This window comes from Roseovarius salincola, from assembly GCF_026891095.1.
Taxonomy (GTDB): domain Bacteria; phylum Pseudomonadota; class Alphaproteobacteria; order Rhodobacterales; family Rhodobacteraceae; genus Roseovarius; species Roseovarius salincola.
Window position 1 is genome coordinate 72328 of the sequence record NZ_JAPTNL010000013.1, and the last position, 12763, is coordinate 85090.

11 protein-coding genes and 1 tRNA gene are annotated in these 12763 nt (G+C 64.9%); 8 read left to right on the top strand and 4 right to left on the bottom strand.

What is annotated here, in order from left to right:
* Positions 1–6: 6 nt before the first annotated feature.
* Positions 7–1026 carry a 1-aminocyclopropane-1-carboxylate deaminase gene (locus N5A93_RS14080; RefSeq protein ID WP_268955738.1) on the bottom strand — a complete coding sequence of 340 codons (1020 nt, stop codon included), beginning with the start codon at positions 1024–1026 and terminating at the stop codon, positions 7–9.
* A gap of 138 nt (positions 1027–1164) precedes the next feature.
* On the opposite strand from N5A93_RS14080, the gene N5A93_RS14085 reads away from it, so the two are divergent.
* Positions 1165–1641, top strand: a complete 477-nt coding sequence (locus tag N5A93_RS14085; protein ID WP_268955739.1) for an Lrp/AsnC family transcriptional regulator — start codon at positions 1165–1167, stop codon at positions 1639–1641.
* A gap of 72 nt (positions 1642–1713) precedes the next feature.
* Here N5A93_RS14085 and N5A93_RS14090 read toward each other — a convergent pair whose 3' ends face one another.
* Positions 1714–4065, bottom strand: coding sequence for an ATP-dependent helicase (locus N5A93_RS14090; RefSeq protein ID WP_268955740.1), 2352 nt, complete (start codon positions 4063–4065; stop codon positions 1714–1716).
* 85 nt (positions 4066–4150) lie between these two features.
* Positions 4151–4618, bottom strand: coding sequence for a hypothetical protein (locus tag N5A93_RS14095; protein WP_268955741.1), 468 nt, complete (start codon positions 4616–4618; stop codon positions 4151–4153).
* 149 nt (positions 4619–4767) lie between these two features.
* Between N5A93_RS14095 and N5A93_RS14100 the strand changes: the two genes are divergently transcribed.
* From N5A93_RS14100 to hisH, 7 genes are all read left to right on the top strand, one after another.
* Positions 4768–5916 carry an alpha-hydroxy acid oxidase gene (locus N5A93_RS14100; protein ID WP_268955742.1) on the top strand — a complete coding sequence of 383 codons (1149 nt, stop codon included), beginning with the start codon at positions 4768–4770 and terminating at the stop codon, positions 5914–5916.
* A gap of 205 nt (positions 5917–6121) precedes the next feature.
* Positions 6122–9559 carry a pyruvate carboxylase gene (locus N5A93_RS14105; RefSeq protein WP_268955743.1) on the top strand — a complete coding sequence of 1146 codons (3438 nt, stop codon included), beginning with the start codon at positions 6122–6124 and terminating at the stop codon, positions 9557–9559.
* Positions 9560–9598: 39 nt separating this feature from the next.
* On the top strand, positions 9599–10402 hold the full coding sequence (locus N5A93_RS14110) for a phosphodiesterase (RefSeq protein ID WP_268955744.1): 804 nt from the start codon (positions 9599–9601) through the stop codon (positions 10400–10402).
* Positions 10403–10551: 149 nt separating this feature from the next.
* The gene (locus N5A93_RS14115; RefSeq protein ID WP_268955745.1) at positions 10552–10686 is read left to right on the top strand and encodes a hypothetical protein; all 135 of its coding nucleotides are present in this window, start codon (positions 10552–10554) and stop codon (positions 10684–10686) included.
* A 98-nt stretch (positions 10687–10784) separates the two neighbouring features.
* Positions 10785–10859, top strand: a tRNA-Gly gene (locus N5A93_RS14120).
* Between the two features lie 182 nt (positions 10860–11041).
* Positions 11042–11629: an imidazoleglycerol-phosphate dehydratase HisB gene (gene hisB / locus N5A93_RS14125; RefSeq protein WP_268955746.1), complete on the top strand. Its 588-nt coding sequence runs from the start codon at positions 11042–11044 to the stop codon at positions 11627–11629.
* 5 nt (positions 11630–11634) lie between these two features.
* On the top strand, positions 11635–12273 hold the full coding sequence (hisH, locus tag N5A93_RS14130) for an imidazole glycerol phosphate synthase subunit HisH (RefSeq protein ID WP_268955747.1): 639 nt from the start codon (positions 11635–11637) through the stop codon (positions 12271–12273).
* Positions 12274–12330: 57 nt separating this feature from the next.
* On the opposite strand, the gene N5A93_RS14135 is transcribed toward hisH, so the two are convergent.
* Complete coding sequence (locus tag N5A93_RS14135) at positions 12331–12717, bottom strand: DUF2147 domain-containing protein (protein WP_268955748.1); 387 nt, start codon at positions 12715–12717, stop codon at positions 12331–12333.
* Positions 12718–12763: the final 46 nt, after the last annotated feature.

Here is a 12763-nt window from a genome sequence, read left to right on the forward strand (position 1 = left end):
GCCGCTTCAGCCATCCTTGTAATAATAGCTGTATCCGTTCAGAGCGGGCGCGCCGCCAAGATGCGCATAAAGAACCCGCGACCCGTCCGGAAAGAACCCCTTCTTCGTGAGGTCGATCAGACCCTGCATGGATTTCCCCTCATAGACCGGGTCCGTCATCATCGCCTCGGTACGCGCGGCCAGCCGGATGGCGTCACTGGTGGCCTCCGAGGGCACACCATAGGCGGGATGCGCGTAATCGGGATTGATGACGATCTCGTCCTCGCGGACCGCCCGCCCCAGCCCCACCAGCTTGGCGGTATTGTCGACGATGCCGCGCACCTGCGCACGGGTCTGCGCCAGCGTGCAGGATGCATCGATCCCGATCACCCGGTCAGCCCGGTCCTGCGCGGCGAAACCCACGATCATCCCGCCCTGCGTCGATCCCGTCACCACGCAGACCACGACATAATCGAAGGTAAAGCCAAGCTCGGCCTCCTGCGCGGCCACCTCCTCGGCGAAACCGACATAGCCAAGCGCGCCGTATTTGTGCACCGAGGCGCCCGCCGGAATCGGATAGGGCTTGCCGCCGGCATCCTTCACCGACTGGATCGCATCCTCCCAGCTCTTGCGGATGCCGATATCGAAACCGTCCTCCACAAGCCTTGAATCCGCACCCATCAGCCGGGTCATCAGTATATTGCCCACGCGGTCATAGACCGCATCATGATGCGGCACCCATTTTTCCTGGATCACCACGCATTTCATGCCCAGCTTCGCCGCCGTCGCCGCCACCATCCTTGTGTGGTTCGACTGCACGCCACCGATCGAGACCAGCGTATCGGCCCCGCTCGCGATGGCATCGGGCACGATATATTCCAGCTTGCGCAGCTTGTTGCCGCCCATCGCAAGGCCCGAATTGCAATCGTCCCGCTTGGCATGGATCTCGACCTTGCCGCCCAGTGCCTCGGACAGGCGCGGCAGATGTTCGATCGGGGTCGGGCCGAATGTCAGCGGATAACGTTCGAATTTCTCAAGAAGCGACATGCTCTGTCTCCTGGTTGCATCACCAGAAATGCTAGGGCGTATCGCCTGAAAGGTGCTCTCTTACTTGAACGAAATACTTCGCTTTATCCGAATCAAACGCATTGTTCTTATGAATCTTCACTCATAAAATCACTAATTATGAAAGCTTCTTCCACCACCCCCCTCGACCGAATCGACCTTGCCATCCTGCGCCGCCTGCAATCGGACGGGCGGCTCAGCAATGCCGAGCTTGCCAAGGCGGTGAATGTCAGTCCCGCCACCTGCCACCGCCGCACCCAGCGCCTCTTTGACGAAGGCCACGTCACCCGCGTGCGCGCCCAGATCAACCCCGTCTCCATCGGCCTTGGCGCGCTGGTGCTGGTCGGCGTGGTGCTCGACCGCTCCACCCCCGAGAGCTTCGCCGCCTTCGAAGCGGCCGTGACCGAAATGAAGGAACTGCTCGACTGCCACCTCGTGGCGGGCGATTTCGACTACCTGCTGAAAATCCGCGTCCGCGACATGTCTGATTTCAACCTGCTCCACGGCAAGATGCTGATCACCCTGCCCGGCGTGCGCCAGATCCGCACCTTCTTCGTCATGAAGGACGTCAAGGAAAACGCCCCCCTGCCGTTCTGACCGCCCCGGCCTTCTTCTGTTTTCAAATATCCCGGGGGAGTCGCGCCTCGCGCGACGGGAGCAGCGCCCCCTTCAGAACGGCACGTCATCCGTGCCGGTCACGAAACGCGCAACCACCTTCTTCACGCCCGCCTTCTCAAAGGCGATCTCCAGTTTGTCGCCCTCGATCGCGATGATCGCACCATAGCCGAATTTCTGGTGAAAGACGCGCTCGCCGACCACATGCGCACTGACCGCCTGCGCGTCGATCACCGCCGCGCCGCGTGTCTGCCCGCCCGGGCGCGACGACATGCGCGCCTCCTGCAGGCGCCGCCAGCCGGGCGAATTATAGACATTCGCCTCCGCCGCGCGCGCCTCCAGTCCGCTCTCCTCCTGCATCGACGCCGCCGCGCCATAGCCCCCGCCATAAAGCCCCGGCGGGGTCAGCACCTCGACATGCGCCTCGGGCAATTCATCAATGAACCGCGAGGGCATCTGGCTTTGCCACTGGCCGAATACCCGCCGGTTGCCGGCAAACGAGATCGTGCAGACCTCCTCGGCGCGGGTGATCCCCACATAGGCCAGCCGCCGTTCCTCCTCGACCCCCTTCAATCCGCTTTCATCCATCGAGCGCTGCGACGGGAACAACCCGTCCTCCCAGCCCGGCAGGAACACGGCCGGAAATTCCAGCCCCTTGGCGGCATGCAGCGTCATGATGCTGACCTTCTCGGCCTGCTCCTCGCTCTCGTTCTCCATGATCAGGCTGACATGCTCGAGGAACCCCGCAAGGTTCTCGAACTGCTCCAGCGCCTTCACCAGTTCCTTGAGGTTCTCAAGCCGCCCCGGCGAATCCGGGTTCTTGTCGTTCCGCCACATCTCCGTATAGCCGGATTCGTCCAGGATGATTTCGGCCAGTTCCATATGGCTCGGCTCGCCCTCGCCCGCCATCCGGCCCCAGCGCGACAGGTCCATGACCAGCTTGCCCAGCGCCTGCGCGCCCTTGCCCTTGATCGCGCCCTGCTCCACCGCCATCGCGGCCCCGTCCAACAGCGGCACGCCGTTCTCGCGCGCGATCCGCTGAATGGTCTGAACCGCCTTCTCGCCCAGGCCCCGCTTGGGCGTGTTCACGACCCGCTCGAAGGCAAGATCGTCCGAAGGGCTGATGACAAGGCGGAAATAGGCCATGGCGTCGCGGATCTCCATCCGCTCATAGAACCGCGGCCCGCCGATCACCCGATAGGGCAGCCCGATGGTCAGGAACCGGTCCTCGAAGGCCCGCATCTGGTGGCTCGCGCGCACAAGGATCGCCATGTCATCCAGCGAAAAGGGCCGCAGCCCGCGCGTGCCACGCTGCATCGCCTCGATCTCGTCGCCGATCCAGCGCGCCTCTTCCTCGCCGTCCCAATGGCCGATCAGGCGCACCTTCTCGCCCGCCTCGGCCTCGGTCCAAAGCTCCTTGCCCAGCCGCCCCTTGTTGGCCGCGATCACGCCGCCCGCCGCGCCCAGGATATGCGGCGTCGAGCGGTAATTCTGCTCAAGCCGGATCACCTTGGCGCCGGGGAAATCCTTTTCAAACCGCAGGATATTGCCCACCTCGGCGCCCCGCCAGCCATAGATCGACTGGTCGTCATCTCCGACGCAGCAGATATTGCCATGCCCGCCCGCCAACAGCCGCAGCCACAGGTATTGGGCAACGTTGGTATCCTGGTATTCGTCCACAAGGATATAGCGGAACCAGCGCCGGTATTGCTCCAGAACGTCCGGATGGGCCTGAAAGATCGTCACCACATGCAACAGCAGATCGCCGAAATCGACGGCGTTCAGCTCGCGCAGCCGGGTCTGGTATTGCCGGTACAGCGCAACCCCCTTGCCGTCATAGGCGCTCGCCTCACCCGCTGGCACATTATCGGGCGTCCAGGCGCGGTTCTTCCACTGGTCGATCACCCCCGCCAGCGCGCGTGCAGGCCATCGCTTGTCGTCGATCCCCGCCGCCCGCACCAATTGCTTGAGCAGCCGGATCTGATCGTCGGTATCGAGGATGGTGAAATTCGACCTCAGCCCGACCAGCTCCTGATGCCTGCGCAACAGCTTCACACAGATCGAATGGAAGGTGCCCAGCCACGGCATCCCCTCTACGGCCTCGCCCAGGGTCTGACCGACCCGGCTCTTCATCTCGCGCGCGGCCTTGTTGGTAAAGGTCACCGCCAGAATCTCATGCGGGCGCGCCTTGCCGGTGTTGAGCAGATGCACAATCCGCGTGGTCAACGCCTTGGTCTTGCCCGTGCCCGCCCCCGCCAGCATCAGGACCGGGCCATCCAGCGCCTCGACCGCCTCGCGCTGCGCGGGGTTCAACCCCTTAAGATATGGCGCCATCGGCCGCGCCGCCATCGCGCGCGCCGAAAGAGAGCCCGCCGCGGGGGCTTCGGATTCGTCAAAACTGCTCATGCGCGCCAGACTAGCGCGGCGCGCATCCAAGTTAAAGGGAATGTTCGGGGATTGTTCCCGCCCTTTTCACGCACGCCGGACATCACTAGGATCCCGGCTCCTCACCGCCGCGCAACGCCTCCAGATCGCAAAGCGATGTGGCGGGCCAATGCGTGGGCAGATCGTCCTGCGCGGCGCTGCCATAGGCACCGCGCATCCCTCGGGTGCGCGCCCAGCGCATGATGAAATCCTCATGGCAACGCGCATAGATCACGCCGGCGGCACGCGTCACATGGCGCATCTCATATTCGAACCGCCCCTCGAACCCGTCCCGGTCGATCAGGATCACCGCAGGCGTCTTGCCGGTCAGATGCGCAAAGAACAGCGCCTGATGCACGCTGTCGCGCGACGACGCCTTGCCATCCAGCCCGATCTCGATGACATGGGCATCCGTTTCGCAATCCACCCGCACATGGCGCGACATGCCGTTCACGTCGAAATACTGCCGGGTTTCCTGTTCGGACCCGGCCAGAAAGGCACATAACAGGGCCGCAAGCTCGACTTCTCCCGCCATCGGCGCCTCTTTCGTTAACGAAGATTAACAAAACGTTAACAGAAGCCCGCCCTCGCGGCAAACCAGACCGCCGGACAGGGTAAACCTGTCCGAAGGGGCCGCTCCAAGCCCTCTGGACAATACCATGTAAACGCTTACATTCGCGCGCCATGAACCTGCACGCGACATATCCCGCCCTCTCTGATCTTCGCGCCCGTGCCCTGCGGCGCATCCCGCGTTTCGTCTGGGAGTATCTCGACAGCGCCACCGGCACCGAATGCACCAAGTCGCGCAACCGCGCCAAGCTCGACGAGGTGCTGATGTTGCCCTCGATCCTGCATGGCGAGGTCACCCCCGACCTTTCGGCCATCCTCTTCGGGCAGACCCTGCCGCTCCCCTTCGGCATCGCGCCGGTCGGCATGTCGGGGATGATCTGGCCGGGGGCGGAAACCCATCTGGCGCGCGCCGCCGCCACGGCGGGCATCCCCTACACGCTCTCCACCGTCGCCACGCGCACCCCGGCCGACCTCAAGGACGATCTGGGCGATCACGCATGGTTCCAGATGTATCCCCCCCGCGATCCCGACATCCGCACCGACATGCTCAAGCGGGCGCGCGATGCGGGCTTCGGCGTGCTTATCCTGACCGTGGACGTGCCCGTGCCCAGCCGCCGCGAACGCCAGGTGCGCTCGGGGCTGACCACGCCGCCCCGGCTGACCCCGCGCCTGATGGCGCAGGTGGCGCGCTGCCCGGCCTGGGCGCTCGGCATCGCACAGCACGGCATGCCCCGGATGCGGCTGATCGACGAATATGCAGGTAAAACCAGTGGCCTGCCCTCCAACAAGCACGCAGGCTACCTGCTGCGCACCGCGCCCGACTGGGACTACCTGCGCTGGCTGCGCGACGCCTGGGACGGGCCGATGATCGTCAAGGGCGTGCTCGATGCAGGCGATGCCACGCGCATCGAGGGCGAAGGCATTGACGCCATCTGGGTCTCCAACCATGCGGGGCGCCAGTTCGACGCCGCCCCCGCCACCATCGAATCCCTGCCCGCCATCCGCGCCGCCACCAGCCTGCCGGTGCTGATCGACGGCGGCTTCGAGACCGGGCTCGACATCCTGCGCGCCATCGCGCTCGGCGCCGATTTCGTCATGCTGGGGCGCCCCTGGCATTATGCGCTCGGCGCGCTCGGGGCCGATGGCCCGGCCCACCTGGCCGACATCCTGACCCAGGACCTGATCGCCAATATGGGGCAACTGGGGCTGACATCCCTCAAGGGCGCGCATGACCGGCTGTTGATCGGTGCCACGGAAAAATGACACCCTGCCCGAGTGCCCGAAACCACCCTTCGCCCTGCCCGCCCGAACGGGCAGAAAATGTCGCGAACGGGTGGAAGGCGTCGCTGCGCCATTGCGCAAAGCCTTCACAATTCCTACAAACTGACCCATCGGCGCTGCAGCGCAGCAACCCGCGCCACAGCGGCGCCCGATGACATATAAGCGATAGCAAGGGGGGCTGAAGCCCGTGAGCGACTTCAAGAAGATCCTGATTGCAAACCGCGGCGAAATCGCGATCCGCATCATGCGCGCCGCCAACGAGATGGGTAAACGCACCGTCGCCGTCTTCGCCGAAGAGGACAAGCTGGGCCTGCACCGCTTCAAGGCCGACGAGGCCTATCGCATCGGCGAGGGGCTCGGCCCTGTCGCGGCCTATCTCGCCATCGACGAGATCATCCGCGTCGCCAAGGCCAGCGGCGCCGACGCCATTCACCCCGGCTATGGCCTCCTGTCCGAAAACCCCGATTTCGTCGATGCCTGCGTCGCCAACGGCATCACCTTCATCGGCCCGCGTGCCGACACCATGCGCGCCCTTGGCGACAAGGCCAGCGCGCGCCGCGTCGCCATCGAAGCGGGCGTGCCGGTGATTCCCGCCACCGAAGTGCTGGGCGATGACATGGACGCGATCCGCGCCGAGGCCGCCGAGATCGGCTATCCCCTGATGCTCAAGGCGTCCTGGGGCGGCGGCGGGCGCGGGATGCGCCCGATCCACTCGGAAAAGGAACTGGCCGAAAAGGTCATGGAAGGGCGGCGCGAGGCCGAAGCCGCCTTCGGCAATGGCGAGGGTTATCTTGAAAAGATGATCACCCGCGCCCGCCATGTCGAGGTCCAGATCCTGGGCGACAAGCACGGGCAGATGTATCACCTCTTCGAGCGCGACTGCTCGGTCCAGCGCCGCAACCAGAAGGTCGTCGAGCGCGCGCCCGCTCCGTATCTCACCGACCTGCAACGCGCCGAGATCTGCGAACTGGGCTACAAGATCTGCAAGCATGTCGATTACGAATGCGCAGGCACGGTCGAATTCCTGATGGATATGGACACCAGCCAGTTCTACTTCATTGAGGTGAACCCCCGCGTGCAGGTGGAACATACCGTCACCGAGGAAGTGACCGGCATCGACATCGTCCAGGCCCAGATCCGCATCGCCGAAGGCAAGACCATCGAAGAAGCCACCGGCAAGAGCAGCCAGGACTCCATCACCCTCAACGGCCACGCGCTCCAGACCCGGATCACCACCGAGGATCCGCAAAACAACTTCATCCCCGATTACGGGCGCATCACCGCCTATCGCTCGGCCACCGGCATGGGAATCCGGCTCGATGGCGGCACCGCCTATGCGGGCGGCGTGATCACGCGCTATTACGATTCGCTTCTGGTCAAGGTCACGGCCCACGCCCAGACCCCCGAGGCCGCCATCGCGCGCATGGACCGCGCGCTGCGCGAATTCCGCATCCGGGGCGTATCCACAAACATCGCCTTCGTCGAAAACCTGCTCAAGCACCCCACGTTCCTGAGCAACGAATACACCACCACCTTCATCGACGAGACGCCCGACCTCTTCAATTTCAACAAGCGGCGCGACCGGGGCACCAAGGTGCTGACCTATATCGCCGACATCACCGTGAACGGCCACCCCGAGACCACCGGCCGCGCCAAGCCCGCCGATTCCAAGCCGCCGCGCGCGCCCAAACCGCTGGCGGCACCCGCTCCCGGCACCCGCACCCTGCTGGAAAACGAAGGCCCGCGCGCCGTGGCCGACTGGATGCTGGCGCAAAAGCGCCTGCTTCTGACCGACACCACCATGCGCGACGGACACCAAAGCCTTCTGGCCACGCGGATGCGCTCGATCGACATGATCAAGGTCGCGCCCAGCTACGCGGCCAACCTGCCGCAGCTCTTCTCGGTCGAATGCTGGGGCGGGGCGACCTTCGACGTGGCCTACCGCTTCCTTCAGGAATGCCCATGGCAGCGCCTGCGCGAATTGCGCGCCGCCATGCCCAACCTTCTGACGCAGATGCTGCTGCGCGCCTCCAACGGGGTGGGCTACACCAATTACCCCGACAACGTGGTGCAGGAATTCGTGCGCCAGGCCGCCGAAACCGGCGTCGATGTGTTCCGCGTCTTCGACAGCCTCAACTGGGTCGAGAACATGCGCGTCGCCATGGATGCGGTGATCGACACCGGCAAGATCTGCGAAGCCACGATCTGCTATACCGGCGACATCCTCGATCCCGACCGCGCCAAGTACGACCTCAAGTATTACGTCTCGATGGCCAAGGAACTTGAATCCGCAGGCGCCCATATCCTCGGCCTCAAGGACATGGCGGGCCTTCTGAAACCCGCCGCTGCGCGGGTGCTGGTCAAGGCCCTCAAGGACGAGCTTTCAATCCCCGTGCATTTCCACACCCATGACACCAGCGGCATCGCGGGCGGCACGATCCTGGCTGCCGCCGAAGCCGGCGTCGATGCGGTCGACGCGGCGATGGACGCGTTCTCTGGCGGCACCTCGCAGCCCTGCCTCGGTTCGATCGTCGAAGCCCTGATGCATACCGAGCGCGACACCGAAATCGACATCGAACGCATCCGCGACATCTCGAACTACTGGGAACAGGTGCGCGCGCAATACGTCGCCTTCGAATCCGGCCTCGCCGCGCCCGCCTCCGAAGTCTACCTGCATGAAATGCCCGGCGGGCAGTTCACCAACCTCAAGGCGCAGGCCCGCTCCATGGGGCTCGAGGACAGATGGCCCGAAGTGGCGCGCACCTATGCCGAGGTGAACCAGATGTTCGGCGATATCGTCAAGGTCACCCCCAGCTCCAAGGTGGTGGGCGACATGGCGCTGATGATGGTCAGCCAGGGGCTTACCCGCGCCGAGGTCGAAGACCCCGACACCGATGTCGCCTTCCCCGATTCCGTGATCGACATGATGCGCGGCAATCTGGGGCAACCCCCCGGCGGCTTCCCCGAAGGGATCGTCGGCAAGGTGCTCAAGGACGAAAAGCCCAACACCGAACGCCCCGGCAAGCATCTCGCGCCGGTCGATCTCGAAGAGACCCGCGCCGCGGTGATCAAGGAGCTCGAAGGCAAACTCATCGACGACGAGGACCTCAACGGCTATCTCATGTATCCCAAGGTCTTTCTCGATTACATGGGCCGCCACCGCGTCTATGGCCCGGTGCGCACCCTGCCCACCCGTGCCTTTTTCTACGGGATGGAACCCGGCGAGGAGATCAGCGCCGAAATCGACCCAGGCAAGATCCTCGAGATCCGCCTGCAGACGGTCGGCGAAACCGGCGAGGACGGCGAGGTCAAGGTGTTCTTCGAACTCAACGGCCAGCCCCGCGTGATCCGCGTCCCTGACCGCAAGGCCAAGGCCGCCACCGCCGCCCGCCCCAAGGCCGAACAGGGCAATCCCGACCATGTCGGCGCGCCCATGCCCGGCGTGGTGGCCAGCGTCACGGTCAGTGTCGGCCAGAAGATCAAGCAAGGCGACATGCTGCTGACCATCGAGGCGATGAAGATGGAAACCGGCATCCACGCCGAGCGCGACGCCACCGTCAAGGCGCTGCATGTCCAACCCGGCGGCCAGATCGACGCCAAGGACCTGCTGGTGGAACTGGAATAGGCGCAACGACAGGCGGCGCCGCGAAGGCGGGCACGACCCATGCACAAGGTTCTTGTCTTCACCGATCTGCACATCCTGCCCGATGGCGACACGATCATCGGGCTGGACCCGGCGGCGCGCTTCTCGCAGGCGCTGACCCATGCGCTGGCCCATCACCCCGATGCCGCGCGCATCGTCATCACGGGCGATCTGACCCATAGCGGCGCACCCGCCGAATATGCCCGCCTGCGCGCGAACCTGGCGGATTGCCCGCTGCCGGTCAGCCTGATGCTGGGCAATCACGACCGGCGCGCCGCCTTCAACGCGGCCTTTCCCGGCCATCCGCGCACCGCCGACGGCTTTTGCCAGCAATGGCACGACCTGGGCGACCACCGGCTGATCCTGCTCGACACGCTGGACGAAGACGCGCCCGACCTCCATAGCGGCTGGCTTTGTCCCGCGCGGCTCGACTGGCTTGATGCGGCGCTTTCGGGCGCGGCGGGGCGGCATGTGACGATCTTCACCCACCATCCGCCCATCGACACCGGATTCGCGGCGATGGACGATATCGGGCTGCGTGACCGTGATGCGCTGCTCTCTAGGCTGATCCGTCATGGCAAGGTCGCGCAGATCGTCAGCGGCCATATCCACCGCGCCATCTCGGGCAGCGCCGCGGGCCTGCCGACCGCCATCTTCAAAAGCCCCTGCCACCAGATGCCGATGCAGCTCGACTCGCGCGACTGCCACCTTTCAGTGGACGAACCGGGCGCTTACGGGATCCTCCTGCTGACGCCGGACGGGGTCGTCGTCCACAGCCAGGATGTCGGCCTGCCCCCGGCCACGGCGAGCCGCTATCCCGGCTGACACCGGCAATTTGCCGCGCATCGCGCTTGGCCGTTCCGGCAAGGCTTTGCCGCCCCGGCAAACTGTCTTGCCCGGTCTCGCGCGCCTTTCTACCCTTGATTGACGGCGCGGTCTTTCCCCCCGCGCCACCCACAGCACAAAGGCACGCCATGCCCCGCCCGGAACATGACGACACAGCCCGGCCCTCGCGCCCGCCCAAATGGCGGCCTCTGCTGTTTCTGGGCCTGCTTCTCCTGGGGTCCGCGCTGGTCTATGCCGAAATGGTCTTTCGCTACGGGCACTGACGTCAGCGTCCCCGGCTGCGGGAATTTTTTCGCCAGCGCCCGAAATTTGGGCTTGCAGGCCGCGCCAAGACTTTATATCTCACGCCTCACCCAAGGATGCGGGTGTAGCTCAGGGGTAGAGCGTTACCTTGCCAAGGTAAATGTCGTGAGTTCGAATCTCATCACCCGCTCCAATTTCTCTCTTCCCCGACCGGTGTGACAGCGCCGCGCCCATGGCGCCGCCGTCGTTTTGCCCGGTTATCCCCTTTCCCCTGTTGCAGTCCTGCCCGTTCGCCCGCGCAGCGTCGCGCGCCTATTGGCGCAGCCCGCGCACGCGCCTATAAGGGCGCGGCACAAGCACGAAGGACCATGGCTCATGCGCAGCGCGACGATCACCCGCAAGACCGCCGAGACCGATATCAGCGTCACGGTCGCCATCGACGGCACCGGCCGCTATGACAACCGCACCGGCGTGGGGTTCTTCGACCATATGCTCGACCAGCTGGCGCGCCACTCATTGATCGACATGACCATCCGCTGCGACGGCGACACCGTGATCGACGACCACCACAGCGTCGAGGACGTGGGCATCGCCCTGGGACAGGCCCTCGCCTCGGCGCTTGGCGACAAGCGCGGCATCCGCCGCTACGGCGATTGCCTGCTGGCGATGGATGACGCGCTGCTGCGCGCCGCACTTGACCTGTCGGGGCGCCCCTATCTTGTCTGGAATGTCGCGCTGCCGACCCAGAAGATCGGCAGCTTCGACTGCGAACTCCTGCGCGAATTCTTCCAGGCCATCAGCACCCATGGCGGCATCACGCTCCATGTGGATGCGCTGCACGGAATCAACAGCCACCACATCGCCGAGGCCGCCTTCAAATCCGTCGCCCGCGCCCTGCGCGCGGCGGTGGAACCCGATTCGCGCATGTCCGACGCCGTGCCCTCGACCAAGGGGGCGCTGTAAGCGCCATGACCACCGTCATCATCGACTATGAATCGGGCAACCTCCATTCGGCGGCCAAGGCGTTTCAGCGCATGGCGCAGGAATCCGGCGCGGGCGAGGTGACCGTCACCTCCGACCCCGACACCGTGCGCCGCGCCAGCCGCGTCGTGCTGCCCGGCGACGGGGCCTTTCCCGCCTGCCGCGATCAGCTCTTTGACCATCGCGGCCTGTTCGAGGCGATCGAGGAAACCGTGATCACGCGCGGCCAGCCTTTCATGGGCATCTGCATCGGCATGCAGATGCTGGCCACGCGCGGGCTGGAATACCGCGCCACCGACGGTTTCGACTGGATCTCCGGCACGGTCGAACGCATCACGCCGTCGGATGCCTCCTTCAAGGTGCCCCATATGGGCTGGAACGATCTGGTGATCGACCACCCCCACCCGATCTTCGACGGGATCGCCACCGGCAATCACGCCTATTTCGTCCATTCCTACCATTTCCGCGTCGCCGACGCTTCGCACCTTCTGGCGCATGTGGATTACGGTGGTGCGATCACCGCCGTGGTGGGGCGCGACAATATCGTCGGCACCCAGTTCCACCCCGAGAAAAGCCAGGCCACCGGCCTGCGCATGATCGCCAATTTCCTGACCTGGAAACCCTGAACTTTCCGGGCTGACGCGCGCGCATGGCGTGGCGGGAAGAATCCGCCACCCGGCTATCTATTGCACGCGCGTCCAGGTCTGCTTGGCGCAGATCAATCCGCCCGCCACGCAGCCGCGCAGATAAAGCGAATTGCCCTCGAGGTCGATCTTGCCGATATAGATCTTGCCATTCGACGGGCGCCAGACCTTGCCCTTGTAATGCCCCTCGCCCGCAGGCTCCATGTTGCGCACCAGCATCTTGCCGATCGTGTCGGATTGAAACTCCGCGCCATCGCGGAAGGTGCGCGCGATGGTGCCGCAGATATTCTCGCCGCAGGGCTGGATATCCACATGGGCGAACGCCCCGTCATCCACCTCGGTCTGCCAGGTCCCCAGCACCGGGTCGGCGACGGCCATGGCGGCACTGGTCACAAGCGCCGCGACCGCGACTGCCAGTTGTTTCATCATGGAACTCCTCCCTCATGTCATGCGCGAACGCTGCCTTTGCCGC